The sequence below is a fragment of the Mycobacterium sp. genome (assembly GCF_049608025.1).
Taxonomy (GTDB): domain Bacteria; phylum Actinomycetota; class Actinomycetes; order Mycobacteriales; family Mycobacteriaceae; genus Mycobacterium.
On the sequence record NZ_JBMYXC010000002.1, the window covers coordinates 56,510 to 82,371 of the forward strand.

Annotated in this window: 25 protein-coding genes and 1 riboswitch; of the genes, 8 read left to right on the top strand and 17 right to left on the bottom strand. The window is 66.3% G+C overall.

What is annotated here, in order from left to right; all coding sequences use genetic code 11:
• The 3 genes from ACPGXI_RS01080 to ACPGXI_RS01090 are packed head-to-tail and all read left to right on the top strand — an operon-like array spanning nt 1 to nt 3,200.
• Nucleotides 1-759 (top strand): thiazole synthase, encoded by a 759-nt coding sequence (locus ACPGXI_RS01080; RefSeq protein ID WP_526649139.1) that lies wholly within the window; start codon nt 1-3, stop codon nt 757-759.
• Nucleotides 759-1,652 (top strand): alpha/beta fold hydrolase, encoded by an 894-nt coding sequence (locus tag ACPGXI_RS01085; RefSeq protein WP_526648927.1) that lies wholly within the window; start codon nt 759-761, stop codon nt 1,650-1,652. The genes ACPGXI_RS01080 and ACPGXI_RS01085 overlap by 1 nt, the downstream gene beginning before the upstream one ends.
• 54 nt (nt 1,653-1,706) lie before the next feature.
• The gene (locus tag ACPGXI_RS01090; RefSeq protein ID WP_526648929.1) at nt 1,707-3,200 is read left to right on the top strand and encodes a M28 family metallopeptidase; all 1,494 of its coding nucleotides are present in this window, start codon (nt 1,707-1,709) and stop codon (nt 3,198-3,200) included.
• A 19-nt stretch (nt 3,201-3,219) separates the two neighbouring features.
• On the opposite strand, the gene ACPGXI_RS01095 is transcribed toward ACPGXI_RS01090, so the two are convergent.
• The 10 genes from ACPGXI_RS01095 to ACPGXI_RS01140 form a co-directional block, all read right to left on the bottom strand.
• The gene (locus ACPGXI_RS01095; RefSeq protein ID WP_526648931.1) at nt 3,220-4,875 is read right to left on the bottom strand and encodes a glycine/sarcosine N-methyltransferase; all 1,656 of its coding nucleotides are present in this window, start codon (nt 4,873-4,875) and stop codon (nt 3,220-3,222) included.
• Between the two features lie 240 nt (nt 4,876-5,115).
• The gene (locus ACPGXI_RS01100; protein WP_526648933.1) at nt 5,116-6,345 is read right to left on the bottom strand and encodes an amino acid permease; all 1,230 of its coding nucleotides are present in this window, start codon (nt 6,343-6,345) and stop codon (nt 5,116-5,118) included.
• A 20-nt stretch (nt 6,346-6,365) separates the two neighbouring features.
• A complete protein-coding gene (locus ACPGXI_RS01105) occupies nt 6,366-6,632 on the bottom strand; it encodes a DoxX-related protein (protein ID WP_526648935.1) in 267 nt (88 codons plus the stop codon).
• A gap of 8 nt (nt 6,633-6,640) precedes the next feature.
• On the bottom strand, nt 6,641-8,128 hold the full coding sequence (locus ACPGXI_RS01110; RefSeq protein ID WP_526648937.1) for a flavin-containing monooxygenase: 1,488 nt from the start codon (nt 8,126-8,128) through the stop codon (nt 6,641-6,643).
• Nucleotides 8,125-8,775, bottom strand: coding sequence for an alpha/beta hydrolase family protein (locus ACPGXI_RS01115; RefSeq protein WP_526648939.1), 651 nt, complete (start codon nt 8,773-8,775; stop codon nt 8,125-8,127). The genes ACPGXI_RS01110 and ACPGXI_RS01115 overlap by 4 nt, the downstream gene beginning before the upstream one ends.
• The gene (gene thiD, locus ACPGXI_RS01120; RefSeq protein ID WP_526648941.1) at nt 8,775-9,608 is read right to left on the bottom strand and encodes a bifunctional hydroxymethylpyrimidine kinase/phosphomethylpyrimidine kinase; all 834 of its coding nucleotides are present in this window, start codon (nt 9,606-9,608) and stop codon (nt 8,775-8,777) included. The genes ACPGXI_RS01115 and thiD overlap by 1 nt, the downstream gene beginning before the upstream one ends.
• The gene (thiC, locus tag ACPGXI_RS01125) at nt 9,605-11,227 is read right to left on the bottom strand and encodes a phosphomethylpyrimidine synthase ThiC (protein WP_526648943.1); all 1,623 of its coding nucleotides are present in this window, start codon (nt 11,225-11,227) and stop codon (nt 9,605-9,607) included. Before thiC ends, thiD begins: the two co-directional genes overlap by 4 nt.
• Nucleotides 11,221-11,329, bottom strand: a riboswitch (TPP riboswitch). It overlaps the preceding gene by 7 nt.
• A 73-nt stretch (nt 11,330-11,402) precedes the next feature.
• Nucleotides 11,403-12,209 carry an exodeoxyribonuclease III gene (locus ACPGXI_RS01130; protein ID WP_526648945.1) on the bottom strand — a complete coding sequence of 269 codons (807 nt, stop codon included), beginning with the start codon at nt 12,207-12,209 and terminating at the stop codon, nt 11,403-11,405.
• 5 nt (nt 12,210-12,214) lie between these two features.
• The gene (locus ACPGXI_RS01135) at nt 12,215-13,156 is read right to left on the bottom strand and encodes an N-acetylglutamate synthase, CG3035 family (protein ID WP_526648947.1); all 942 of its coding nucleotides are present in this window, start codon (nt 13,154-13,156) and stop codon (nt 12,215-12,217) included.
• Between the two features lie 3 nt (nt 13,157-13,159).
• The gene (locus ACPGXI_RS01140) at nt 13,160-13,756 is read right to left on the bottom strand and encodes a peptide deformylase (protein WP_526648949.1); all 597 of its coding nucleotides are present in this window, start codon (nt 13,754-13,756) and stop codon (nt 13,160-13,162) included.
• Nucleotides 13,757-13,905: 149 nt separating this feature from the next.
• On the opposite strand from ACPGXI_RS01140, the gene napA reads away from it, so the two are divergent.
• From napA to ACPGXI_RS01165, 5 genes are read left to right on the top strand one after another with little or no spacing between them, the layout of a single operon-like run.
• On the top strand, nt 13,906-14,214 hold the full coding sequence (napA, locus tag ACPGXI_RS01145) for a nucleoid-associated protein NapA (protein WP_526648951.1): 309 nt from the start codon (nt 13,906-13,908) through the stop codon (nt 14,212-14,214).
• A gap of 41 nt (nt 14,215-14,255) precedes the next feature.
• Nucleotides 14,256-14,714: a LytR C-terminal domain-containing protein gene (locus ACPGXI_RS01150; RefSeq protein ID WP_526648953.1), complete on the top strand. Its 459-nt coding sequence runs from the start codon at nt 14,256-14,258 to the stop codon at nt 14,712-14,714.
• Between the two features lie 10 nt (nt 14,715-14,724).
• A complete protein-coding gene (gene sodC, locus ACPGXI_RS01155; protein ID WP_526648955.1) occupies nt 14,725-15,420 on the top strand; it encodes a superoxide dismutase[Cu-Zn] in 696 nt (231 codons plus the stop codon).
• Complete coding sequence (locus ACPGXI_RS01160; RefSeq protein WP_526648957.1) at nt 15,377-16,543, top strand: glutamate--cysteine ligase; 1,167 nt, start codon at nt 15,377-15,379, stop codon at nt 16,541-16,543. Before sodC ends, ACPGXI_RS01160 begins: the two co-directional genes overlap by 44 nt.
• A 3-nt stretch (nt 16,544-16,546) precedes the next feature.
• Nucleotides 16,547-17,179, top strand: a complete 633-nt coding sequence (locus ACPGXI_RS01165) for an LON peptidase substrate-binding domain-containing protein (protein ID WP_526648959.1) — start codon at nt 16,547-16,549, stop codon at nt 17,177-17,179.
• Here ACPGXI_RS01165 and mnhG read toward each other — a convergent pair whose 3' ends face one another.
• The 7 genes from mnhG to ACPGXI_RS01200 all read right to left on the bottom strand — a co-directional run bounded on the left by mnhG (nt 17,180) and on the right by ACPGXI_RS01200 (nt 25,862).
• Nucleotides 17,180-17,539, bottom strand: coding sequence for a monovalent cation/H(+) antiporter subunit G (gene mnhG, locus ACPGXI_RS01170; RefSeq protein WP_526648960.1), 360 nt, complete (start codon nt 17,537-17,539; stop codon nt 17,180-17,182). It abuts the gene before it with no gap.
• Nucleotides 17,536-17,838, bottom strand: a complete 303-nt coding sequence (locus ACPGXI_RS01175) for a monovalent cation/H+ antiporter complex subunit F (protein ID WP_526648962.1) — start codon at nt 17,836-17,838, stop codon at nt 17,536-17,538. The genes mnhG and ACPGXI_RS01175 overlap by 4 nt, the downstream gene beginning before the upstream one ends.
• Entirely contained in the window at nt 17,835-18,368 is a 534-nt protein-coding gene (locus ACPGXI_RS01180; protein ID WP_526649141.1) for a Na+/H+ antiporter subunit E, read from the bottom strand. The genes ACPGXI_RS01175 and ACPGXI_RS01180 overlap by 4 nt, the downstream gene beginning before the upstream one ends.
• Nucleotides 18,369-18,397: 29 nt before the next feature.
• Nucleotides 18,398-20,011 carry a Na+/H+ antiporter subunit D gene (locus tag ACPGXI_RS01185; protein ID WP_526649143.1) on the bottom strand — a complete coding sequence of 538 codons (1,614 nt, stop codon included), beginning with the start codon at nt 20,009-20,011 and terminating at the stop codon, nt 18,398-18,400.
• An 8-nt stretch (nt 20,012-20,019) separates the two neighbouring features.
• Nucleotides 20,020-20,487, bottom strand: a complete 468-nt coding sequence (locus ACPGXI_RS01190) for a Na(+)/H(+) antiporter subunit C (protein ID WP_526648964.1) — start codon at nt 20,485-20,487, stop codon at nt 20,020-20,022.
• 28 nt (nt 20,488-20,515) lie between these two features.
• Nucleotides 20,516-23,428 (bottom strand): Na+/H+ antiporter subunit A, encoded by a 2,913-nt coding sequence (locus tag ACPGXI_RS01195; RefSeq protein ID WP_526648966.1) that lies wholly within the window; start codon nt 23,426-23,428, stop codon nt 20,516-20,518.
• Nucleotides 23,429-23,618: 190 nt separating this feature from the next.
• The gene (locus ACPGXI_RS01200) at nt 23,619-25,862 is read right to left on the bottom strand and encodes an AAA family ATPase (protein ID WP_526648968.1); all 2,244 of its coding nucleotides are present in this window, start codon (nt 25,860-25,862) and stop codon (nt 23,619-23,621) included.

The following is a 25,862-nucleotide window of genomic DNA, read 5'->3' on the forward strand; positions in this document are numbered from 1 at the left end:
CTGACAACGGGCAAGCTGAACATCGCGGGGCGGGAGTTCGGCTCCAGGCTGATCCTCGGTACCGGCGGCGCGACCAACCTCGCGGTGCTGGAGGCGGCATTGATCGCCGCGAAGACCGAGCTGACCACGGTCGCGATGCGCAGGGTCGATGCCGAAGGCGGCACCGGCGTGCTCGATCTGCTGTCCCGGGTTGGTATCACACCGTTGCCGAACACGGCCGGCTGCCGCGGGGCTGCAGAAGCGGTTTTCACCGCACAGTTGGCTCGCGAAGCGCTGCAGACGAATTGGGTCAAGCTCGAGGTCATAGCCGACGAACGGACACTGCTGCCCGATGCAGTGGAATTGATCAGGGCCGCAGAACAACTGGTTGACGACGGGTTCGTCGTGCTGCCCTACACCAACGATGATCCGGTTCTCGCCCGCCGTTTGGAAGCTACCGGCTGCGCCGCGGTCATGCCGCTCGGGTCGCCGATAGGTACCGGGCTGGGCATAGCCAACCCGAACAACATCGAGATGATCGTCGAGCAGGCTTCCGTACCGGTGATTCTCGACGCGGGCATCGGCACCGCCAGCGATGCCGCGCTGGCGATGGAACTGGGGTGTGACGCCGTGCTGTTGGCCAGCGCCGTCACCCGTGCCGCTGATCCGGCGACGATGGCCGCGGCGATGGCCGCCGCGGTCACGGGAGGCTACCTGGCCCGCCGGGCGGGTCGCATCCCGAAACGATTCTGGGCGCAAGCCTCCAGCCCCGCGCTGTGATGCCTGAAACCTTGGTGCTGAAGCTCCCGCACCTGGACGTCGCGGCGCTGTCCTGGGGGCCCTCCGACGGCCGACTCATCTTGTGCCTGCACGGCTTCCCCGACAGTGCGTGGGGTTGGCGCAATATGGCGCCGCTACTCGCCGAACGGGGTATGCGGGTGGTCGCGCCCTTTTTGCGTGGATATGCACCGACCGGTCCTGCCGCCGACTGTGACTATCACATCGGCGCGTTGATGTACGACGCCTTGGCCGTCTACCGGGAACTGGGGGCGCCGTCGGATGCGGTTCTCATCGGACACGACTGGGGTGCCCTCACGAGCACCGCTATCGCGGCGTATCCGGAGTCACCGTTCGCCGTCCACGTCTCGATGGCGGTGCCGCCGGTTGCCGCACTCCTGCGCACGCGTGGCCCCATCGTTCGTCAACTGCGGATGATTCCGCGACAGCTGCGCAACAGCTGGTACATGATGTTCTTTCAGCTGCCCGGTCTGCCGGAACGGCTGCTGCCCCGGGTCATCCCGAGGCTGTGGCGAGACTGGGGTCCACCCCGTTATCCGACCGACGCCGAGGTGGATGCGGCATTGGCCGCGCTGCCGAGTCTCACCCACCGCCGGGCGGCTGTCGGTTACTACCGCGCGCTGGCCCGTCCCGGCCGTCCCGCGCCGCCCTACGCCGAGTTGCACAAGTGGCGCTTCGAACTGCCGCGGGTGCCGATCCTGCACCTGCAGGGAGGCCAGGATGGCGCAATGATCGCCGGGTACGCCGACCAGATCGACAAGGTGTTGCCACCGGGCAGTCGGGCGCTGACCATGCCATCGGCGGGTCACTTTCTGCAGATCGAAGAACCGGGGTGGGCCGCTGACGCCGTCTTGGACTATCTGGACTCGCGCTAACGTGGTGGCGTGAGACGGATACGACGCGCGGCGCCCCTCAGTTCAGCGATCACAATGATGACGACTGTCCTGGTTGTCGCCGCGGCTGGGCTGAGCGGATGCGGTCTCGTGAACCGTCCCGCGCCGCAACCGGCCGAGAACCCGGCGGCTGCGGTTGAATTTGCCGACATGCTTCGGGAGCAGGTCACGATCGACGCCCTGATGGCCCACCTCGGCGAGTTCCAGGAGATCGCCGACGCCCATGACGGCAACCGTGCGCTCGGCACCCAAGGGTATGCCGCCAGCGTGGACTACGTCGCCAACGCCCTGAGGGACAAGGGCTTCGAGGTCCAAACGCCGGAGTTCGAGGTGCGCCTGTCCTGGTCGGATGAGCCGGCGCTGACGGTTGCGGGCGAAACCGTGACCGCCAGACCGCTGGATTTCACCATCGGAACCGAGGCCATGGGCTCCGAGGGTGTGACCGGGCCCCTGGTAGTCGCCCCAGCCGAGGACACTCCGGGGTGCACGGTCGGCGACTATGACGGTGTGCCGGTCGAAGGTGCGGTTGTGTTGGTCGACCGCGGTGCATGCCCGTTCGCCGCGAAGCAGGCAGTCGCCGCCGAACGCGGCGCGGCGGCGGTGATCGTCGCGAACAACCAGGACGGTGACGAGATGGGCGGCACCCTGGGGCGGGACACCGAGGTGAAGGTGCCGGTGATCAGCGTCACCAAGGCTGCGGGAGCGCAATTGCGCGGACAGCAGGGCGCACCGGTGACGATCACGCTCAATGCCGGTGTCCGCGTCGAAAAGACCCGCAACGTCATCGCGCAGACCGCGACCGGTTCGACCAGCGATATCGTGATGGTCGGTGCGCATCTGGACAGCGTGGCCGAGGGACCCGGCATCAATGACAACGGGTCCGGAGTAGCGGCGGTGCTGGAAACCGCATTGCAGCTGGGAAGTTCGCCCCCGGTCCGCAATGCTGTGAGATTCGGGTTCTGGGGCGCCGAGGAGTACGGACTCCTCGGTTCAAGTGACTACGTCGAGTCCCTGGATCCCGACGCGCTCAAGGACATCGCGCTGTACCTCAATTTCGACATGCTCGGCTCGCCCAATCCCGGGTATTTCACCTACGACGGCGACCAGTCGACCAAGATCGGCGCGCGGCAGGGCGTCCCCCGGATTCGGGAAGGTTCGGCGGGAATCGAGCGGACCCTGGTGGCCTACCTCGACCGCGAGGGCAAACCCGCCGAGGACACGTCGTTCGACGGCAGGTCCGACTACGACGCTTTCACGAAGTCGGGAATCCCTGCCGGGGGCCTGTTCTCCGGTGCTGGAGAGGAGAAGTCCGCCCAGCAGGTCGAGTTGTGGGGCGGTCAGGCCGACGAACCGTTCGACCCGAACTACCACAAGGACACCGATACGCTCGACAACATCGACCAGACAGCGATGCAGATCCTTGGTGGCGGCGTGGCCTACGTGGTGGGCCTGTACGCGCAGGACCAACGTGGCCGTAACGGGATACCTGTCCGCGAAGACCGCACTCGCCACCAGCTGACCGAGTCATGAGCTGCCGGTAGCCGGCGAGTCAGCTCGGTTTGCGGAACCGCTGGATGCCCCACGCGAGGTGTCCGTCGTCGGCGGCGTTCACCCAGTTGCGCAGGCCGAACACCATCTTGTCCAGGTACTGCGCCGAAGACTTCTGCTCCAGTTCGGCGCGCCGCGACTCCAGATCTTCGCGCACCCGGTCGTAGTGGGTCCGCAGATTGTGCACCAGATCGATCTGGTCGAGCACCTCGAAACCGACCGCCTGGGCCACCTCGCGGTAGAACCGCATCGAGCCGAGGTCGTGCAGGTTGAGTCGGTCGTAGACCGGCTGCAGCACACCGTCGGGCACGTCGTCGGCCTGCATCGGATCGGTGAACACGAGCTCGCCACCGGGCTTGAGTAGGCGGAAGGCCTCCTCGATCACCTTTTTCCGGTCGGGAGCGTGCAGGAAGGCGTCTTGGGACCAGACCACGTCGGCGCTCTCACTCGGTAGCGGGACGTCGTCGAAGCTGGCGTGGATGACACCGACCAACCGGTCCAGTCCTTCGTTGTGGTTCTTGGTCCGGTTGGTGTCGTTCTGCGTCTGCGAAATGTTGACGCAATGAACGCTGCAGCCGCGCGAACCGGCCAGGCGGCGTGCCGATCCGCCGTAACCCGCGCCCAGGTCCACAACCACGCTCGAGACGTCCAGACTCGACAGCGTGCCCGCCATGCGTTCGACCGTCTCGATGCTCGCCGCGGCGATGTCGCGGGTGTTCTCGTAGCATCCGACGTGGATGTCCTCCCCGCCCCAGACCGCCGAATAGAAATTGTCGGCGTCGTCGCTGTCGTAGTAGGTCTCGGCTTCTTCGGTGACCCCGCCGCCGGCCGTCGTCTCCACTGACTTCTCCGCGACGTGCACGAAGAAGTCGGGTTCGCTCTCCTGGTAGGTCTCCTGGAAATCGCCGTAGGTGCGGACGCGTTCGAACCCGGCCTCGCGCATCAGCCGCTGGAGGTAGTTCTTCCGCAGCGGGAACATGTTCAGCGTGTACTCGGCCCCGTCGGGAAAGGTGTACTTGAATCGGGCCAGTCCGTCGTCGACGTGTTCGGGCTCCGCGGTGACCCGATCCCCGCAGTAGTAGTACTTGTGCTGCGACGTGAAGCCATGGTCGAGCATCTCGTCGTAGTTGCGCTGGTCGAGTATCAAGATGCCGTCGTGACGCAGCGCGGCGTAGAACTCGGCGAGCGCCCGGCGCCGATCCTGCTCGTCGTGCAGGTGGGTGAAGGAGTTGCCGAGGCAGATGATGGCGTCGTACTTGCCCTGAATGCTCTTGTTCAGTTGCCGCCAGTCGGCCTGCACGGTCTTGAGGATCAGGCCCCGCTTCTTGCCGTTCTCGAACGCCTTGGCCAGCATGGCGGCCGATCCGTCCGCACTCGTCACGTCGAATCCTGCGCTGGTGAGTCGTACGGAGTGGAAACCGGTGCCGCTCGCGACGTCCAGAACGCTGCTCTTGCCGCGGTCGCGCAGCACGTCGATGAAGAATTTGCCCTCGGACTGGGCTCGGGCGTCCCAGTCGATCAGCTCATCCCATTTCTCGACGAAGCTCATCACGTATTCACCGCGGTAGAGGTCGGTGTCCCGGTCGGCCAGCGGGTCCTCGCCGTAGTTCTGCTCGCGCAACAGGAGTTCGGAATTGTCGGTGCTGGTGGAAGTCATGCAGCCTTTCTTATCCGTTTCTCGCGCGCGTGCAATCGAAGCTCAGACGGTGCACGTGGCGATCCTTCGCTCGGGAATCGCGAACGCCATTCGGGGTCTCAGGCGAAGTCTCTGCTGCGCCGCTCCCGCAGGACCGGGGACGAACGACTGTCCATCACTCCCGGGCCGCTTTCTCATCTTAGTGCCCGGCCGCCACGAACCCAAACGCGAACTCTGGCCCGACCACTCTGGCCGGACGGATCAGAGGACGCGTCGGACCTGCACCGCGTAGGTGACCATGCCGATCAGGACCACCGCCGTCCCCGTCAGGACAGCGGTGGGCGGCAGCGTGACGGCCAGCGTCAGGCAGCCGACGAGACCGATCGCGGGAAGTAGCCGGGCTCCGACAACCAGGGCTGATGCATTGGCGATGGCGTAGTAGAGCAGTACCGCGAATGACGAGAAACCGATTGCGTTGCGCACATCGACGACGGCGGCCAGCAGCGCGACGGTGAGGCCGACGGCGAGCTCCGCGCGGTGCGGCGTGCGGTGACGCGGATGGACCGCCGCCAGCGCAGGTGGCAGGTGATGGTCTCGGGCCATGGCCAGGGTGGTCCGCGAAACGCCCAACAGCAGCGCCAACAGGGCGCCCAGCGCGCCGACGGCGGCGCCGACGCTGACGACCGGCACCAGACCCGGGAAGCCGGCTGCGCGCACCGCCTCCGACAGCGGCGCGACCGCCGACGCCACCCCGGCGCTGCCGAGTTGGGCGAGCACCGCGGTAGCCACCAGCACGTAGACGACCAGAGTGATACCCAGCGCCAGCGGGACGGCGCGGGGAATGGTTTTTGCTGGATCGCGGACCTCCTCGCCGATGGTGGTGATGCGCGCGTAGCCGGCGAAAGCAAAGAAAAGCAGGCCCGCGGACTGCAGCACGCCCCGGTATGGAGCGTCATCCCCGACCAACCTGGACGGGTCGGCGTCTCCAAAGCCGGCGACGACAACGACCACCATCGCGAGCACCGCGAGGACCACAGCCACGATGACGCGAGTGAGCAAGGCGGACTTCTGTATCCCGGCGTAGCCGAAAGCTGTGAGCGCAACCACCGAAGCGACCGCCACCGCGTGGGCATGGGCCGGCCATACGTAGTACCCGATGGTCAGCGCCATCGCCGCGCAGGACGCGGTCTTGCCGACGACGAAACTCCACCCCGCGGTATGGCCCCAGAACGCGCCGAGCCGCTCCCGACCGTAGACATACGTGCCCCCCGACCGCGGGTAGTGCGCCGCCAGCCGGGCCGATGACATTGCGTTGCAGTAGGCCACGCCGGCGGCGATCGCCAGACCCATCAGCAACCCGGTTCCGGCGGCAGCCGCAGCGGGTGCCAGCGCGACGAAGATGCCTGCCCCGATCATGGAGCCCAAGCCGAGGGTGACAGTGTCGAATGTGCCGAGCAGCCGCTGTAGCTCCGGCCCTGGTGGCGAAGTCACCGCGCGATATCGCGGTGTCGCTACCGGTGGCGAACCACGTTGCCGATCAAGTAGATCAGGTAGCCGGCGAGGCCGATGAGGGCCAGCTTACGGGTCTGTTGTGCGGCCAGGCCAAGTCCGACGGCGGTCTCGATACCGCCGTCGATGTACACATGCTGACGGGTGTTGCTGGGGAATGCCGGCTTGGTGAGTCCCTCGAACAGCTGCGGGACGACGAAGTGCGCCAGGCCCGTTCCGGCGAGCGCCAGCCCCGCGACTGTGGCGGCAGACGAATTCTCTTTCGGCACCGTGTCTCCTAGTTGATCTGGTAGTCGTCGATCGGGAAATTGGAGGCTTCGCGGATCGCGGTCCGCCTCGACGTAGGCCGTAGCAAAGTGGGCTCGCCGCTGGGGTTGAAGTAGTAAGACCGCGACGACGCGCAGTCTCCGTTGGTGAACAATGATGGGCCGAGCAGCTCGGTCATGCGATCCAGATATCGCGTGTTGGCTTCCTCGGTAACCTCGAAAGTGGTTGCCCCGCGGCGCTTCAGCTCGCCGAAAATCCGGTCCATGTGCCGCATCTGGTATTCCATGTTGTTGAAGAAGTTCAACCCGAGGAAACCATAAGGACTGGCCAACGACAGATAATTGGGGAAGAACGGCATCGTGACGCCCTGGTAGGCTTGAAATCTGGTGTCACGCCACCACTTCCCGAGATTTCTGCCACCCCGGCCGATGATCTCGATAGCGGGGAAGTTGGACTCCCACAAGTCGAAGCCGGTCGCCAGTACCAGGGTGTCGACGACCGTTTTGGTGCCGTCTTCGGCGACGATGCCGTCGGCGTCGATCCGTGCGATCCCGCTGTCCTGAAGGTGGACATGGGGTTTGGTGAACGTGCGGTAGTAGCTGTTGGAGAAGGTGGGTCGCTTGCAACCGAAGTCATAATCGGGCGTGAGCCTGTCCCGTAGCTGCTTGTCGCGGATCGACGCGAACCGGTGCATCTTGGCCAGATCGCCGGCGGCGATATTGAACCGCCCGCGCAATGTCCGGTTGTTGAGTATGGCCACCGACACCATCAGCTCGTAGATGGCGTCGGTGATCGCGCGTATAACTCTCTGGGTCAGCGGGATTCGCGCATAGAGCCGCCTGACGCGTTCAGAGATCGGGGGGTCGAACTTGGGCACCACCCAGATCGGTGTCCGTTGGTACACGGTGAGATCGGCTGCCTTCTTCGCCAACTCGGGGATGAGCTGAACGGCGGTGGCGCCGGTACCGATGATGGCCACCCGCTCCCCGGTCGGGTCGTAGCAGTCATCCCACGCGGTGGTGTGGATGATCCGTCCGTCGAATCCGGTGATGCCCGGGATGTCGGGGACGTGCGGTTGGGACAGGAAGCCCGTGGCGGTGATGAGGTAGCGGGCTACCAGGGTTTGGCCGTCGCGCAAGGCGACCCGCCACTGCTTGGCGTCTTCGTCCCATCTCGCACCCTCGACGGTCGTGTTGAACCGCATGTGCCGGCGCACACCGTACTTGTCGGCGACGTCATCGGCGTACTGCTTGATCTCGCTGCCCGGGGAGAACAGCCGTGACCAATGTGGGTTCGGCTCGAAAAAGTACGAGTAAGTGGTGGTGGGAACGTCCACGGCCAGGCCGGGGTAGTGGTTGACGTACCACGTTCCACCCAGGTCGTCTTCGCGGTCCAGGATGACGAAGTTCTCGTAACCCATGCGCTTGAGCTGGATCGCGGCGCCGATTCCCGCAAAGCCGGCTCCCACGATGACCGCGTCAAAATACTCCGAAGTCATAGTCCAGACGGTACCCGAGGTAGCGGTCGATCGAGCAGTCGGAGCGCCGCGTCGACGGCAAGCGCCGGGACGTCGAGTTGCTTGGAGCGGAGGTCGTGGCGCGCGCCCTTGACTTCGACGATTTCGGTCGCGGCGGAGACGAGGGCAGCCGCCGGCCGGATCTCCTCGATGCTCCCGAACGGGTCAGCGGATCCGTGGGTGAACACGGTGGGCGCGGTGATGCGTGGCAGATGCTCGGTGCGGGCACGCTCGGGCTTCCCGGGCGGATGCAGCGGGTAGGAGAACAGCGTGAGCACATCGAGTTCCAAACCGTCGTCGGCGACGGCCATGGAGGTGAGGCGTCCGCCGTAAGAGTGGCCACCGGCGACGACGGGCAGGGACGGTTCGTCCAGCAGTCTGCGCACCTCGGCCACCGCTTCCAGGATGCCGGCCCGGTCGGTGGCAGAGTTGCCCGAGGGTGGCCCTTTGGGGCGGCGTCGCCGGTAGGGCAGGTTGTAGCGAACCGCGAGCCAGCCGCGTCGCGACCATTCGTCGCAGATCGCGGCGAGCATCGGTGACTCCCGGCTGCCTCCGGCGCCGTGTGTGAGGGCGACTGCGCCGACGGGTGCTCCCGCGGGCTCGTGCAGGATGCCGGCGATCCGGTCCATCAGCCGAGTCGAAAGAGCGCCGACACTGGTCCGTGTCCGTGGCCCAGCGGGTACGCGGCGCGCAGGCATTCAGTGACCCAGGTTTTTCCGAACGCGACTGCGTCGGGCACGGTGTATCCGTGCGCCAGGGCACCGGCAATGGCGGCGGCCAGGGTGTCACCGGCTCCGTGATCGTGTCCGGTGTCGATGCGGGGGCAATCGAATTCGTGGAACTCGGTGCCATCGAACAAGAGATCCGGGCTGTGTGCCGAAGAGCGCAGGTGCCCGCCCTTGACCAGCACCCATTGCGGGCCGAGCGCGTGTAATTGGCGGGCCGCTGTGCGCTGGGTCGCGGCGTCGACGACATCTGTTCCGACGAGTAGGCGGACCTCGTCGAGGTTGGGTGTGACCAGAGTTGCCAGTGGAAAGAGCTTCTCCCGCAGCGAGTTCAGTGCGCTCGGGTGTAGCAGCGGGTCGCCGTGCATCGAGACACACACTGGATCGACGACGAGCGGCGCGCTGCCGGCAAGGCCCTGGCTCACCCAGGCCCCGGCGACGGTGTCGATGACCTCCGATGACGCGAGCATGCCGGTCTTGGCAGCCTGCAGGCCGATATCGGCGGCCACCGCCTCGATCTGGTCGGCGATCACCTCCAACGGGATCTCGTGGAACCCCTTGACGCCCAACGAGTTCTGCACGGTGACCGCGGTGACCGCAACCAGGCCATGGATCCCGAGCATGGCGAAAGTTCGCATGTCGGCTTGTATTCCAGCTCCACCGCCAGAGTCGGAGCCCGCGATGGTCAGGACCCGAAGAGGTGGCTGACCCGGCGGGGCGAGTGGGAGGTAGGTCACGTCGTGACCACTGGCAGGTACACCTGGTTGCCGTGCTCGGCGAACTCACGGGACTTCTCGGCCATGCCCAGTTCTATGTCCCGTTCTTCGAGGTCCCTCTTGTAGGCGTCCCGCACGTCCTGGGTGATCCGCATGGAACAGAACTTGGGTCCACACATCGAACAGAAATGGGCGGTCTTGGCCGGGCCCGCGGGCAGGGTTTCGTCGTGGAACTCACGCGCGGTGTCCGGATCCAGCGATAGCGCGAACTGGTCATGCCAACGGAATTCGAAGCGCGCCTCAGACAGCGCATCGTCGCGCTGCTGTGCGCGGGGATGGCCTTTGGCGAGGTCTGCTGCGTGGGCGGCGATCTTGTAGGCGATGACGCCGTCCTTGACATCTTGACGATTCGGCAGTCCGAGGTGTTCCTTCGGGGTGACGTAACACAGCATCGCGGTGCCTGCCTGCGCGATGATCGCCGCGCCGATCGCCGAGGTGATGTGGTCGTAACCGGGGGCGATGTCGGTGGCCAGCGGTCCCAGGGTGTAGAACGGCGCTTCCTCGCACAACTCTTCTTCGAGGCGAACGTTCTCGACGATCTTGTGCATCGGGACATGGCCCGGCCCCTCGATCATCACCTGCACGCCATGAGACTTCGCGATCTTGGTCAGTTCCCCGAGCGTCTCCAGTTCGGCGAACTGGGCAGCGTCGTTGGCGTCGGCTATCGAGCCGGGCCGCAGGCCGTCGCCCAGCGAGAAGGTGACGTCATAGCTTGCCAGGATCTCGCACAATTCCTCGAAGTTGGTGTACAGGAACGATTCCTGGTGATGGGCCAGGCACCACGCCGCCATGATCGAGCCGCCGCGGGAGACGATCCCGGTCACGCGGTCGACAGTCAAGGGGATGTGGCGCAGCAGCACCCCCGCGTGCACGGTCATGTAGTCCACGCCCTGCTCACACTGTTCGATCACGGTGTTGCGGTACAGCTCCCAGGTCAGCTCGGCTGGGTCGCCGTTCGTCTTCTCGACGGCTTGGTAGAGGGGAACGGTGCCCACGGGTACCGGCGAATTGCGCAGTATCCACTCCCGCGTCTCGTGGATGTCGCTGCCGGTGGACAGGTCCATGATGGTGTCAGCGCCCCAGCGGGTGGCCCATACCATCTTGTCGACCTCCTCCGCGATGGACGAGGTGACCGCCGAATTGCCTATGTTGGCATTGATTTTCACCGAGAACGCTTTTCCGATGGCCATCGGTTCGGCCTCGGGGTGGTTGTGGTTGGCCGGGATGACGGCCCTGCCCGCCGCCACTTCGTCGCGCACCGACTCGGCCGGCATACCTTCGCGCGCCGCGATGAACGCCATCTCGGCGGTGACCTCGCCGGCCCTGGCCCGTTGCAGCTGGGTGCCGCGATCGCGTACCACTCCCGGTCGGGGCGGCAGGCCGGCGGCCAGGTCGATGACGGCTTCGTCGTCGGTATAGGGGCCCGAGGTGTCGTACAGATCCAGGTGCTCTCCGTTGGTCAGGTTGACGCGCCGGAACGGAACGCGTGCGTCGTCGAGCGGTCGGTAGATTTTCGTGCTGCCGGTGATGGGGCCGGTGGTGACGGACAGGCCGTCGGCAACGACAGGAACATGGGGCATCGTGTGCTTCTCCCTACGCCGGCATTACCCGGTCAGGTTCGTACGGTCGACGGGCCTACCCGTCCTCTCAGCGCGCTGGTACGCGCTCCCGTTTTGACGTTGCCACGCTAGCGCAGGCGCCGCGTGGTGGAAACCCGAGAGCCGATCCGCAGGAGGGTGGCGGTTCTGGCGGGCGCTACCGATCGCTGAGGTCCACGAGTACCGGGGCGTGGTCGCTGGGTTGCTTGCCCTTGCGCTCGTCGCGCACGATCTCGGCATGGCTGACGCGCTCGGCCAGCGTGGGCGAGCCCATGATGAAGTCAATGCGCATGCCCCGGTTCTTCGGGAACCGCAACTGCGTGTAATCCCAGTAGGTGAACACGGCTGGACCGGGAGTGAACGGCCGCACCACGTCGGTGAAGCCGACGTCGACGATGGAGCCGAAGGCGGCCCGCTCAGCCTCGGTGACATGGGTGCTGCCCCGGAAGAACTCCACGTCCCATACGTCGGCATCGGTTGGGGCGATATTCCAGTCACCCGCCAGGGCGATCGGCGCCGATGGGTCGTCGGCCAGCCACGAGGCCGCGGTATCCCGAAGTGCGGCAAGCCATTGCAGCTTGTAGCGGTAATGCGCCGAGTCCACGCTACGGCCGTTGGGAATGTAGAGGCTCCACACCCGCACTCCACCGCAGGTCGCGGCCAGTGCCCGAGCCTCGGTGGCGGGTTCCACGCCGGGTTTGTCGCCCCATGCGGGCTGGCCGGAGAAACCCGCCTCGACGTCGTCGACGCCGACCCGCGACGCGATGGCCACCCCGTTCCACTGGTTGAGCCCACAGTGCACGACCTCGTAGCCCAGCGCCGCGAACGGCATGGTGGGGAATTGGTCATCGGAGCACTTGGTCTCCTGCATGGCCAGTACATCGATGTCGGCACGCTGCAACCAGTCGGTGACCCGATCGACCCTGGTGCGGATCGAGTTGACGTTCCAGGTGGCCAGGCGCATGGGCATCAGCTTAGGACGGGATTGTGCGACAACAGATCCTCGGCACGTACGTACCGCGAACGGTGGTGCGCCGCGAAACCCATCGACTCGTAGAGCGCCCGTGCGGCGGTGTTCTCGGAGATGACCTGGACGTATGCCCGGCTCGCACCGCGCCCACGCGCCCACTCCAGCAGCCCCGCGCACAGGGATCGGGCCAGGCCCTGCCGTCGCGCCGCCTCGGATACCTGCACGGCGGACAGCCCGGCCCACCACGTGCCGTCGGGTGCCTCCGTCACCGCCACGCGACCGGCGGCCGCACCGGCGAGCTCGCCGAAGGCCACCTCGCCGTCGGCGACCGAGGTGAGGACTTCGTCGGGTATGTCGCGAAGATTGATCGCTTTCCACGCCGCGCTCGGGTGTGAAGCTATCTTCACGTTCGGCGCCCCGAGTGAAGACATCTTCACGTTCGGCAGAATCTTGGGCAGATCAGCTGCCATGAGGACGGTTTCGGCGAACACGGGCACTGCCGCGGGCACCCGGAACAACCGGTCCGGCGCGGAAATCAGGGCGGGCAGGCCTCTGGACGCGTACCAGCGTGCCGCGCCGACCAGTTCGGTGTGCGAAGTGAAGCGCAGTGGCACTGCGGAATTAGCCCGGCGGGTCTTTCCCAGCCCGTAACGCAACAGCCAACCGTCCTGCCATTGCCATTCGGTACCGGGCCAGCCGAGCGCGGCGGCGTGTTCGAGGTTGCGGATCTCGCCGGTGCGCACCGGAAGCTCCGGCACGACCCGCACCGCCAACACGTCGGCGGGCATGACGTCGACAATGTCACCGTGCCTTGTTCGCACGCGTACGAGCGGCCCGACCTCCACCAGGTGTCCGACCACATCGGTGTGCGGCGGCGTCGACCCCGCCGGCAACCGGTGCCGCAGGCTGACGCGCGTGCCGGGGGGCGGCAGGTCTGTCATCGATCAGGGGTGGCCGAACGGATCGGGATCCTCGCCCGGCATCCACGACAATCCGGGCACACCCCAGCCCTGGGACTTGACCGCCCGTTTGGCGCTGCGGGCATTGCGCCCGATCAGCCGGTCCAGGTAGAGGTAGCCGTCGAGGTGGCCCGTCTCGTGCTGCAGCATCCGGGCGAACAGTCCGGTCCCTTCGAGCGTGATCGGTGTGCCGTCTGCATCCAGGCCCGTCGCGCGTGCCCAGGTGGCCCGGCCCGTCGGGAACGACTCTCCGGGCACCGACAGGCAGCCCTCGTCGTCGTCCTCGGGATCAGGCATCGTCTCGGGCACCTCGGAGGTCTCCAGCACCGGGTTGACGATCACGCCGCGGCGACGGGTGCCATGGCCGCGCTCGTCGGCACAGTGGTAGACGAAGACCCGCTTGGCGACGCCGATCTGGTTAGCCGCCAACCCGACCCCGTTGGCGGCGTCCATGGTGTCGTAGAGGTCGGTGACCAGATCCGACAGGTCGCCGGGAAGCGAACCGTCGTCGCCGACAGGCACCGGTTCGGTCGCGGTGTGCAGGACGGGATCTCCCACGATGCGGATGGGTACTACGGCCATGTTCGACAAGCTTAGTGCCGGGACCCGGCAGGGAGTTTGAGCGCCGACTCGCGGTGATCGGTGGCGCCTGCGGTGACCACGCCGTGATTGAATACTCGCCGAAGCACTGCGATGTTATTCACGAGTGTCGGAAGGGTCCCAGGAGCGATATGGATGGCGCGATCGCGCGGACTGAGCACGGCGGGGACGGCGGCGACCTCGCCGACGGCCTGACCCGCCGAGAACACGAACTCCTCTCCTTCGAGCGGCAATGGTGGAAGTACGCGGGCTCCAAAGAGGACGCGATCAAGGAACTGTTCGCCATGTCGGCGACCCGCTATTACCAGGTGCTCAACGCGCTGGTCGACCGCCCCGAGGCGCTGGCAGCGGACCCGATGCTGGTCAAACGGTTGCGGCGGCTGCGGGCCAGTAGGCAGAAAGCCCGGGCTGCCCGCCGGCTCGGCTTCGACGTCACCTGAGCTTTTCCGGCCTCACCGGCATGTCGATACAGTAGGCGCCAATGAACCAGCGAGAATCCTCGGGCCTGCCCCTGCGCGCCATGGTGATGGTGCTGTTGTTCCTCGGCGTGGTCTTCCTGCTTGTCGGGTTCCAGGCGATGGGTGGCGGTGCCGACGACGATGATGCGCCGATCGCCACCACGACCACCACCAGCACGACGACCACCACAACCCCGCCGGCGGAACCGGTCCGCGCCGACGTGCGGGTGTTCAACATCTCCGACATCGCAGGGGTGGCCGAGGCGACCGCCAACCGGCTCAGGGAGGCCGGCTGGAATGTCACCGAGACCGGCAACCTGACGCTGCCGGATACCTTCGTCACCACCGTGTTCTTCAGCGACGCCCCGGACGAGCAGCAGTCCGCCGAGGAAGTCGGCCAGTTGCTCGAGGCCCCGGTCGCTCCGCGCGTTCCTGAACTCATTGAGCAACCACCGGGCGTGGTCGTGGTGGTTACCGGTTAGGCTCTTACACATGCTCAGGACCGTCGCCGCCGCCACCCTGTTCGCAGTGCCCGCACTCGCGTTGGCCGCGTGCAGTCCCTACGAACCCGTCGCAACATCACCCGGCACCACGCCGGCGATCTGGACCGGGTCGCCGGCCCCCCCGTCTCCGTCCCTGTCGCCCGGTGAGGGAGGCGCGGCGGCGGGCGGTGAGATTCTCAACGCCGATCTGAAGCTGGCCGACGGCACCACCATCGCCACCGCCGACATCGCGTTCGCCGATGGCTTCGCCACCGTCTCGGTGCAGACCAGCCTGGCCGGCGAACTCGCCCCAGGTTTCCACGGTATGCACATCCACGAGGTGGGCAAGTGTGAAGCAGACTCCGTCGCGCCGACCGGTGGGACTCCGGCGAACTTCAACTCCGCCGGTGGTCACCTCCAGGTGCCCGGACACAGCGGGCACCCCGCCAGCGGCGACCTGGCTTCGCTGCAGGTGCGCGAGGACGGTTCTGCGATGCTGGTGACCACCACCGACGCCTTCACCGCCGATGAACTCCTCGACGGGGCCGGCACCGCGATCATCATCCACGAGAAGGCCGACAACTTCGCCAACATCCCGCCGGAGCGCTACCAGCAGGTAAACGGCGATCCGCCACCGGATCAGATCACCCTGGCGACCGGCGATGCCGGAGCGCGGGTGGCCTGCGGTGTCATCACTCGGTCCTGATCGAGGCACCAGTAGCCGCATCGATTTCGTTGGGTCGCGCGAGCCCACCGTTGGTGTGGAGTGGGAATTCGCTCTCGTCGACGCCGACACCCGTGATCTGAGCAACGAAGCCGCCTCGGTGATCGCCGAACTCAGTGAGAATCGGCACGTGCACAGCGAATTGCTGCGCAACACCGTCGAGATCGTCACGGGTATCTGCAGAAATGCCGGGGAGGCGATGGATGACCTGGGGTCAACACTGCGACCGGTGCGCGACATCGTTCGCGAGCGTGGGATGGAGTTGTTCTGTGCCGGCACCCACCCCTTCGCGAATTGGTCGTCGCAGAAACTCACCGACGCCCCGCGCTACGCCGAACTGATCAAGCGCACCCAGTGGTGGGGCCGTCAGATGCTCATCTGGGGGGTGCACGTGCACGTGGGGGTGTCCTCGGCGCACAAGGTGATGCCGATCGTGACCTCGGTACTCAACCAGTACCCGCACCTGCTGGCGCTCTCGGCGTCGTCGCCGTTCTGGGATGGCGAGGACACCGGCTATGCCAGCAACCGCTCGATGATGTTCCAGCAACTGCCAACCGCCGGCCTACCGTTCCACTTCCAGGAGTGGCGCGAGTTCGAGGGCTTCGTCAGCGACCAGAAGAAGACCGGCATCATCGACCATATGAACGAAATCCGTTGGGATGTCAGGCCGTCTCCGCATCTGGGCACCGTGGAGGTGCGGATCTTCGACGGCGTCTCGAACCTGGATGAACTCTCGGCGTTGGTCGCGCTGACCCACTGCCTCATCGTCGACTTGGACCGTCGCCTTGAGGCCGGGGAGACGCTGCCCGTGATGCCACCGTGGCATGTGCAGGAGAACAAGTGGCGGGCCGCCCGCTACGGCTTGGACGCCATCATCATCCTCGATGCAGACAGTAACGAACGTTTGGTCACCGAGGATCTGGACAGCCTGGTGGATCGCCTTGTGCCGGTGGCGGAATCGTTGTCCTGTGTCGACGAGCTCACTTCCGTGGCCGACATCTATCGAACCGGCGCGTCCTATCAGCGGCAGCGCAGGGTCGCCGAAGAACACGACGGGGACCTGCGAGCCGTGGTCGACGCTCTCATCGGCGAGTTGGACATCTGAATCATGCCGACACTTCCGATATTTCCGCTCGAGGTGGCGATGCTGCCCGGCGAGGAGTTACCGCTGCAGATCTTCGAGCCGAGGTATTCGGCGCTGGTTCACACTTGTCTGGCCGCAGATGATCCGGCGTTTGGGGTGGTGTTGATCGCGGCGGGCCGAGAGACCGGCGGCGGGGATGTACGGAGCGATATCGGTGCGGTGGCCCATATCGCCGAGTTCGCTGAGATGGGCGCGGGCCGCTACCGGCTGAATTGTGTGATGAGGGAGCGGTTCCGGGTGCTGGAATGGCAGCCCGACAATCCGTACCCGCAGGCCGCGGTCGAGTTGTGGCCGGATGAACCGGGTGCTCCCGTCGATGTTGCCGCCATCCGCGATATCGAGGATCGGATGGTGGCGCTGTTCGATCGCGTCGCTGCGGCGCGGGGCGCGGAGGTGGACAGTCGCGAGATCGTGCGCGGCGCCGACGATTCCGGTGATGTCGGACTGTGGTTGTACGCCTTGGCTGTTCGGCTGCCGATGGGTCAGGCCGACCGGTACGCGGTGCTCGCGGCTCCGACAGTCGCCGAACGGGTGCTGGCGTTGTCCGAGGCAGTCGACACCGTCATCGCGATGGTGGAATTCCAGCTCTCGGAGTGATCACTGCGGCCGACTGTCGACTTCCGGGTCGGCGGCGGATTCGTCCATTTCATCAGTGGTCAACAAATCGTCGCGGACATTGTGTTCCCGATAGGCCAGCTGGCCGACGCGGTTGGCGATCACGGGGGCGGTGATCAGCGTGAACATTCCGGTGAGGATCAACATGCCGACATCGATGTTCCCGCGCAGCCGGATCGCAGCACCTGCCAGCACCAGGAGCAGGCCGAGCACCTGAGGTTTGGTCGCGGCGTGCATGCGCGCCAGGGTGTCGGGAAAACGGAGGACGCCGATCGCGGCGGTCAGCGCCAGCGCTGACCCGCTGAGGATCAGCACGCTGGTGACGATGTCGAGCGCGCTCATCGCTGCCGCCCGTCAGCCGGTTTGGCGGGGTCGGCGGGCTTGGCTATGTCAGGCACCCGGAACCGTGCGACGCTGACGGAGCCGACAAACGTGATCAACGCCAGCGCAGTCAGGCTGTAGGTGACCGTGGTGTCCATGCTGAATGCCGCCCAGGTACCGATTGCACACATCGTCACTGCGACAAGAGCGTCCAGGGCGACAAGTCGGTCCAACGTGGTGGGTCCCATCAGCATCCGGAACATCGTGGCGACGGCCGCGGCCGCCAGCATCGCCCCGGAGACGGCCCATACGGTGTTCATTCGCCGGTCCCCCTCTGCGCTGACGGCTTCCACTCGGCGTCGCGTTCGAACGACGCCACGAGGAGCTTCTGCAGACTGTCGACCTGGTGGTGAAAACGCTGCACCCCTTGATCGGATTCCACGTCGAGCACGTGGACGTAGATCATCCGTCGGGCCTGATCGATCTCGAGAACCATTGTCCCGGGAGTGAGATTGAGGATATTGACCGCCAGGGCGAGTACCAGATCGGACTTGACCGCAAGCTGTGCCCGCAGCACCGCCGACAGCGGCGGCGCGCGCCTCAGCGCCAGCGCGGCGACCTGCACCGAGGAGACCAATAGGGAGTAGGCCACGTGCAAGATCAGGTGCAGCAGTGCAAGCGGATGAACCCGGCCTTCAACCGGCACCGACGGCAAGGGCAGTAGCAGCGTGATCACCAGCGCAATCGCCAGCCCCGACAGGATGTTGGCCGCAGAGAAACTGCCCCACAACAGAACCCAGACCAAGATAAGCCAGCACAGGCTCCATGCCCGAAGCGCGATCGTCCGCACTGATCCGCTGCTCTTCGCGCGGGCGCTCATCATGGCTCCCCGAGTACTGCGCTGATGTACTGGCCCCGGTCGAGGACTTCGTCGGCGGCGCGTTCGGTGTAGGCGAAGATCGGACCCGCCAGCACCGACAGCAGCAGGCCCACCGTGATCAGCGCACCCGTCGGTGCCAGCATGCCGACCGGCATCCGGCCCACGTCGTCCCGTTCCACCAGTGCGATGTCCATCGATTCCTCGGTGTTGTCCAACAGCGCCGTGGGGGCGGATGCCGACAGATGGCCCTCTGGCGCGTCGTCGCGGGAACGCCAGAACGCCTTCGTCCACACCCTGGTCACGACGTACAGCGTCAGCAGGCTGGTGATGACGCTACCGGCGACCAGAGTCCAGGCCAGCACTGATCCGACCTGCGCGCCTGCCTCCAGCAGCGCTACCTTCCCGATGAAGCCCGAGAAGGGCGGAATCCCGCCCAGATTCAGAGCCGGGACGACAAAGACGAAGGCCAGCAATGGACTCGCCGCGGCGAGTCCGCCCAGACGCTGCAGCGTCGATGCCCCCGCCTGCCGTTCGATCAAACCGACAACCAGGAACAGTGTCGTCTGGACCAGGATGTGATGTGCCACATAGAAGATGGCGCCCGACATCCCGAGCTCGGTGGACAGCGCGATGCCGAAGACCATGTAGCCGATATGGCTGACCAGGGTGAAGGACAGCAGTCGTTTGATTTCGCTCTGGGCGATCGCGCCGAGAATGCCGACCACCATCGTCAGCAACCCGGCTACCAGCAGCACCTGGTCCATCTCACCGCCGGGGAACAGCAGCGAATGCGCTCGGATGATGGCATAGACACCGACCTTGGTGAGCAGGCCGGCGAACACGGCGGTGACGGGCGCGGGGGCGGTCGGGTAGGAGTCCGGCAGCCACGCCGACAGCGGGAACACCGCGGCCTTGATGCCGAACGCGACCAGTAGCACCGCGAACAGCGCCGTCCGGGTGCCGTCTCCGACGTCGCCGAGTCGGACAGACAACTCGGCCATGTTGAGCGTCCCGGTCGCGGCATATACCAGTCCGATGCCCAACAGGAACACCATCGAGGAGACCATCGACACCATCACGTAGGAGATGCCCGCCCGCACCCGTTCCTTACTGGCGCCGATGGTCAGCAGGACGAAGCTCGCGCTCAGCAGGACCTCGAAGCCGACGAAAAGGTTGAACAGGTCGCCGGCCAGGAAAGCCATGCACACGCCGGCCGAAAGGACCAGATAGGTCGGCAGGAAGATCGACACCGGCTGGCGCCCGTCACCGTCGCGGATGCCCTGACCGATGGCATAGAAGACGACAGCGAGCAGGACGATCGACGACACGAGGAGCATCAGTGCCGACAATCGATCGACCACCAGCGTGATACCGAGGGGGCCCATGCCAGGTTCGGTGGGACCCCAGCCGCCGACCTGCAAAGCGATCGTGCCGTCACGGTCGGCGAGGTAGACCAGGGCAGCCGAGATGGCGACCATCAGCGATAGTGCGAGCACTGTGATGGCCCGCTGCAGTCGGGGCTGGCGGCCGGCGAACAATGTTATCGCCGCGGCGAGCAATGGGACGAGCACCGGCAACGGCGTCAGCACTTGGGCCAGATGGGGATTCAGCATCAGCGAGTTCATCGGGAACCCTCGAACCCGGGTAGCGCGTCGAGTTCGTCGGGCAGATCGGTGTCGCGGGTGCGATCGGGCCCTGGACGGTTGTCGGCGTCGAAGGACTCCGTGCCGGTCCGCTGCGACACCCGGGTGTCTTCGGGATCGTTGCCGACTTCCTCGACGGTGTTCAACCGGTAAGACCGATACGTGAGAGCCAGCACGAACGCGGCTATGCCCATGGTGATCACGATCGCGGTCAGGATCAGCCCCTGTGCCAACGGATCCGCGGTGGTCGTCTCGCCCGCGCTGGTGCGTCCGCGTACCGGGGGGTTCCCCCGTGGACCACCGGCCGAGAGGATCAGCAGGTTGATCGCGTTGCTGATCAGCAGCAGCCCCAACAGCATTCGGGTCAGGCTCCGTTCGAGCAACAGATAGACCCCGGTGGTGGTCAGGCCGCCGATGATGATCAGTGGAAACAGGTAGGTGGTCACTGTTGTCCTCTGTTCGTCGCGCAGTCGCTCATCGCCGCACCGCCCTACGCTCCTGCTCGCTGATCTCCTCATCGATACGCGCTCCGAGGCTGCGCAACACGTCGAGCACCAGGCCCACCACGATCAGATAAACCCCGAGATCGAAGAACAAGGCGGTGACGAACTTGACGGTGCCCAGGACGGGCACGTCGACTTCGATCAGCGCTGAGGACAGTGCGGGTGCCCCGACCAATAGGGAGGCGGCTGCGGTGCCCGCGGCCAGCGTCAACCCGGCCCCCAGGATCTTGCCCGCGTCCAACGGCAGCGTCTCACCCAGTTCGTAGCGGCCACCCGCGAGGTATCGCAGGACCAAAGCCAGGCCGGCCATCAGACCGCCGGCGAAGCCGCCGCCGGGTGTGTTGTGCCCGGCGAAGAAGAAGTACGCCGACAGCACCATCATCACCGGGAAAATCAGCCGGGTGGCCACTTCCAGCACCAGGGACCGGTGCCGCGGGTCCCGCAATCCGCTGCCGCGCAACCACGTGATGTCGCCGACGGCGGGGCTGACCTGGGCGAAAGCCTTGGGTGGGCTGCTATCAGGCTGGCCGGTGCCGGGCTCACCGGCGTCCCGCACATCCTGGACTCTGGGTGCCGTGCCGAACCGCCGGTTGCGGAACACCATGGACGCGACGCCCGTCGCGGCGACGAGAAGCACCGCGACCTCTCCCATGGTGTCCCAGGCCCGGATGTCCACGAGCAGCACATTGACGGTATTGGAGCCGTGGCCACGCAGATACGCGGCATCGGGCAGCAGATCGGCGATCGGTCTGCCGGAGCGGGCGGCCATCGCGAACGCCGCGAGGGTGGTGACGGTCGCCCCGACCGCGATCGCGAGGGCGGCGCGCGGAACCCGGAACCGTTTGATGTCGGCGGCTCCGGTCTCGGCGGGAAGGGTGCGCAGCACGAGCACGAAGACGACCAATGTCAGTGTCTCCACCAGGAACTGAGTCAGGGCGAGATCGGGAGCGCCGTGGAAGGCGAAGATCGCCCCGCAGCCGTATCCGGTCACGCCGACCAGTAGCACCGCCGCCAGGCGGTTGCGCATCACGGTGGCACCGAGGGCGGCGGCCAGCATCAGCAGCCCGACCACCGCCTGGGGAGGTGAATCCCACAGTTCGAACTCGGGCCGGTCGCGGGCGCCCAGCGCCAGCACCGTGACCGGCAGCAATACCAGGGTCGCCAAGATGATCGACTGCGTCGCCGGGATGGAGCCGCGCTGGGTGACCGCGGTCAGCCGGACCGACATCACGTCGGCGCCCCGCAGCACGGCGTCGTAGCTGCGGTCGGCGTTGGCCAGTGGCAGGAACCCCACTCGGGGAAGCCGGCCGCGACCGAAGTACACCGCGGTGCCCGAGGCCAGTACGAGCGCCGACAATCCCAGCGGCAGGTTGAAGCCGTGCCACAGCGCCAGGTAGTAGTCCGAGACGTAGCCGGCGGGGTCGGGCACTGTGTCGGCGTAGTCGTCGAGGATGTTGTTCAGCCAGGCGGGCCAGAGACCGAACAGGAGGCCGGCGGCGGCCAGGATGGCCGGCGGGACCAGAAAGGTGAGCTTGGGCCGGTGCATCTCGGCGACTCGGGTGCTGGGCTGCGGCAAGCCTTTGCGGCCGAACGCACCCAAAATAAACCGCAGGCTATACACGGTGGTCAGCACCGATCCGACTACGATTCCGGCCAGGACGAACGGGGCCGCGCCACCCAGCGTTGGGCTGTGCAGCACCGTGTCGAGGTCGGCTTCCTTGGCGACGAATCCGAAGAACGGCGGTAGCGCGGCCATGCTGGCGGTGGCCGCGGCGGCGATGATGAGGAGCGCCTTGCTGCGGTCGCCCAGCCAGGCGAGCCTGCGGATGTCGCGGGTGCCGGTGGTGTGGTCGATGATCCCGACAACCATGAACAGTGCGGCCTTGAACATGGCGTGAGCGAACAGCATTGCCAGACCGGCCAGCATCATCTCGCTGCCCCCGGAACCGACCATGACGGTGATCAGGCCGAGTTGGCTGACGGTGCCGAACGCCAGGATCAGCTTCAGGTCGTACTCGCGGATGGCGCGCCAGCCCGCCAGCACCATCGTCAGCAGGCCCAGCGTCACTACGGTCGGCCGCCATTCTGGGGAGTCGGCGAAACCCGGCGTCATCCGTGCGATCAGGTAGACGCCTGCCTTGACCATCGCCGCTGCGTGCAGGTAGGCGCTCACCGGGGTCGGCGCGGCCATCGCGCCGGGCAGCCAGAAGTGCATCGGCACGATCGCCGATTTCGACAGCGCACCCACCAGTATCAACACCACCGCTACCGAGGCGGCCAGGCTGGTCGGCGGGTTGGCGATCAGCTCGGACAGTAGATAGGTCCCCGCGATGTTGCCCAGCACGATGATGCCGACCAGCATCGCCAGACCGCCGAAGGTCGTCACCAACAGCGCCTGCGTCGCGGCCCGGCGACTCGTCGCTCGTTCGGCGTAGTGCCCGACCAGCAGGAACGACAAGACCGTGGTGATCTCCCAGAACACATAGAGCACCAGCATGTTGTCGCTGGTGACCAGGCCGAACATCGCGCCGGAGAACGCGACGAGTTCGGCGGCGAAGCTGGGGAGCCGTTTCTCCTTGTGACCGTCGCAGTGGTGGAAGTATTCGGCGCAGTAGAACAGCACCAGCGCCCCGATGCCGAGCACCAGCAGGCTCATGATGGCCGCGAGCGCATCGAAGCGCAGCGCGATGTCCATCGACAGCCCGGGCACCCACGGCACATTCACGGTCTGCGCCCGATCCTCGCCGGGCCAATTCAGCGCCACCCAGACAAGCGAGACCAGCGGTACCAGGGCCAGGGGATAGAAGGCTGTCCGCCCCCAGCGGTGCACGAGCAGCGGAGCCAACAGGGTGGCGACTGCATGGGCAGCGAGGATGGCGAGCATGGCTCCGTCTCGTCGGGGTCGGCAGCGCCGCCCTAGTCTAGGGCAGCTTCGCCAGCGGTCGCGCCCCGATGGTGCTGCGGGTGGCTCGCAGCAGGCGAAGGCTGGCCCGCGCGTAGTGGGCGCTCAGATCGTCAGAACTGGGATCCGGGCGATCTCACCGCACACCAGCCGCTGGTGGCGGCAAGCGAGCTCAGTGTGAGGCGGAGAACTCTCGAAGCGACTCGACCTGTTTGGCATCGAGGGACGGCCGCACCGCCTCGCGTGCGGTGGCGACATCGGCGCCGGTGACGTCGGCGGCGTCGATCGAGCGTCGCATCGCCGTCAGCGCGGCCTCGCGCAGGAGCGCCACGCAGTCCGCGGCGCTGTAGCCGTCGAGATCGCGAGCCAAGGTGTCGAGGTCGACGGCGTCGGGGCCCTCTGAGACCAAAGGCACTGATTTTCCCGCGGCACCGAGAATCTGGCTGCGGGCATCGGCATCGGGCGGTTCGACAAACACCAGCTTCTCCAGCCGGCCCGGCCGCAACAACGCCGGATCGATGAGATCCGGGCGGTTCGTCGCGCCCAGCACCACCACGTCATGCAGCGGTTCGATGCCGTCGAGCTCGGTCAGCAATGCGGCCACCACCCGGTCGGTCACCCCGGAATCGAAGCTCTGCCCGCGCCGGGGCGCCAGCGCGTCGAGCTCGTCGAGGAAAACCAACGAGGGCGCTGAATCCCTGGCACGGCTGAATAATTCGCGCACTGCCTTTTCCGACGAGCCGACCCACTTGTCCATCAGTTCGGCGCCCTTGACCACGTGCACGCTCAGGCGGCCCGAGCTGGCGAGCGCTCGCACCACATACGTCTTGCCGCATCCGGGCGGGCCGTAGAGCAGCACACCCCGAGGCGGCTGCACGCCGAGGCGCTGGAACGTTTCGGGATGCTGCAGCGGCCATAACACCGCCTCGGTGAGCGCCCGCTTGGTGTCGACCATGTCCCCGACGTCGTCGAGCGTCACCGAACCGAGAGCCAACTCTTCTGTGGCGGAACGCGACAACGGCCGGATGACGCTCAGCGCACCCGTCAGATCCTGCTGTGTGAGTTCAGGTGCAGCACCGTCCTGGCTGGCCCTCGCCGCGGCCCGCAGCGCACCCTCGCGCACCAGTGCGGCCAGGTCGGCAACTACGAAACCTGGTGTACGATTGGATATTTCGGCGAGATCCAGATCCTTTCCGGGTACGCCGCGAAGGAGTACTTCGAGCAACTGCGTGCGCGTGTTGCCGTCGGGAAGGCTCAGTCCGAGCTCCCGGTCGCACAGATCCGGCGCCCGCAGGCGCATGTCGAGGTTGTCGGGAACAGCGGAGGTGGCAATGAACGCGACACCTTTGGCGGCGACAGCCTTTCGGAGCTCCGCCAGGATCAGCCCCGCGACCGGTTCGGCGGTCGCGGGAAGGAGCGCGTCGACGTCGGTGATCAGGAGTATGCCGCCGCCATCGTTCGGAGAGCCGGCGGTCGCGACCGCGTCGGCTACCGTCGAGAGCCTGTCATTGGCTGCCAGCGAACCGATCTCAGGTCCATCCAACTCAACGAGCCGCCGACCGACGCATACTGCCCGTACCATCGTGGCCTTGCCGACGCCGGCCGGGCCGGAAACCAGAACGCCGAGACTTGCTGTTGCCCCCAATGTTTCGAGCAGTTCAGGCTCATCGAGAGCCAGCTTGAGCCACTCTGTCAGCTTGCCTGCCTGGACATGGGCCCCCTTGAGATCGTCGAATGCCACAGTCGGCGTCGTCGGGAGAGCGGCTGGCCGCTCGGCGCGAGTGGCAGCAGAATCCTGGACAACAGAATCTGGGCCGACGGCATCCGGGCCGCTGACTTTCGGACCGTAGGGCACCGATACGCCCCAGCTGACCAGCGAATTGGGTTGTACGCTCACGGGTCCGACCGGATCCACGCCCGTCACGGTCAGTAGCTCGGAGGTCCAGGTGATACCGACCGAGGATGCCAGCGCGGCGCTGGCCGCCGAATTCGACGTGCCCGGCCCAAGGTCGCGGGGCAGCAGCGAGACCGTGTCACCGACCGTCATCACCTTGCCCAACAGTGCCTGCCGCAAAGTAGCTGCGGTGATCGACTGGGTGGCCAGCCTGGAGCCGCTGAGCGTGACGGAGCGGGCGCCACAAACGCTGACCGGCGTGACGAGTACTGACGCGTCCTCGCGCAGACCGGCGTTCGACAGCGTGACGTCGTCGAACAGTGCGCTACCGGTCGGTGTCCCGGCGGGAGCGACACCGACTACGGCGGCAGTTGTCCGCGCTCCGGTCAGAGACACCGCATCCCATTCCCGGATCCCGAGCGCGGCAATGGCTTCCGGATGGAGACGGATTACGCCGCGCCGGTTGTCCAGCGCAGAGGTGTTGAGCCGAGCGGTGAGCGTGAGGTGTGTGCCGGCAGACAC

Coding starts and splice junctions, on each gene's coding strand:
- ACPGXI_RS01085 (WP_526648927.1), top strand. CDS start 759: ATGCCTGAAACCTTGGTGCTGAAGCTCCCGCACCTGGACGTCGCGGCG.
- ACPGXI_RS01090 (WP_526648929.1), top strand. CDS start 1,707: ATGATGACGACTGTCCTGGTTGTCGCCGCGGCTGGGCTGAGCGGATGC.
- ACPGXI_RS01095 (WP_526648931.1), bottom strand. CDS start 4,875: ATGACTTCCACCAGCACCGACAATTCCGAACTCCTGTTGCGCGAGCAG.
- ACPGXI_RS01110 (WP_526648937.1), bottom strand. CDS start 8,128: ATGACTTCGGAGTATTTTGACGCGGTCATCGTGGGAGCCGGCTTTGCG.
- ACPGXI_RS01115 (WP_526648939.1), bottom strand. CDS start 8,775: ATGGACCGGATCGCCGGCATCCTGCACGAGCCCGCGGGAGCACCCGTC.
- thiC (WP_526648943.1), bottom strand. CDS start 11,227: ATGCCCCATGTTCCTGTCGTTGCCGACGGCCTGTCCGTCACCACCGGC.
- ACPGXI_RS01130 (WP_526648945.1), bottom strand. CDS start 12,209: ATGCGCCTGGCCACCTGGAACGTCAACTCGATCCGCACCAGGGTCGAT.
- ACPGXI_RS01135 (WP_526648947.1), bottom strand. CDS start 13,156: ATGACAGACCTGCCGCCCCCCGGCACGCGCGTCAGCCTGCGGCACCGG.
- ACPGXI_RS01140 (WP_526648949.1), bottom strand. CDS start 13,756: ATGGCCGTAGTACCCATCCGCATCGTGGGAGATCCCGTCCTGCACACC.
- napA (WP_526648951.1), top strand. CDS start 13,906: ATGGATGGCGCGATCGCGCGGACTGAGCACGGCGGGGACGGCGGCGAC.
- ACPGXI_RS01150 (WP_526648953.1), top strand. CDS start 14,256: ATGAACCAGCGAGAATCCTCGGGCCTGCCCCTGCGCGCCATGGTGATG.
- sodC (WP_526648955.1), top strand. CDS start 14,725: ATGCTCAGGACCGTCGCCGCCGCCACCCTGTTCGCAGTGCCCGCACTC.
- ACPGXI_RS01160 (WP_526648957.1), top strand. CDS start 15,377: ATGCCGGAGCGCGGGTGGCCTGCGGTGTCATCACTCGGTCCTGATCGA.
- ACPGXI_RS01165 (WP_526648959.1), top strand. CDS start 16,547: ATGCCGACACTTCCGATATTTCCGCTCGAGGTGGCGATGCTGCCCGGC.
- mnhG (WP_526648960.1), bottom strand. CDS start 17,539: ATGAGCGCGCTCGACATCGTCACCAGCGTGCTGATCCTCAGCGGGTCA.
- ACPGXI_RS01175 (WP_526648962.1), bottom strand. CDS start 17,838: ATGAACACCGTATGGGCCGTCTCCGGGGCGATGCTGGCGGCCGCGGCC.
- ACPGXI_RS01185 (WP_526649143.1), bottom strand. CDS start 20,011: ATGCTGAATCCCCATCTGGCCCAAGTGCTGACGCCGTTGCCGGTGCTC.
- ACPGXI_RS01195 (WP_526648966.1), bottom strand. CDS start 23,428: ATGCTCGCCATCCTCGCTGCCCATGCAGTCGCCACCCTGTTGGCTCCG.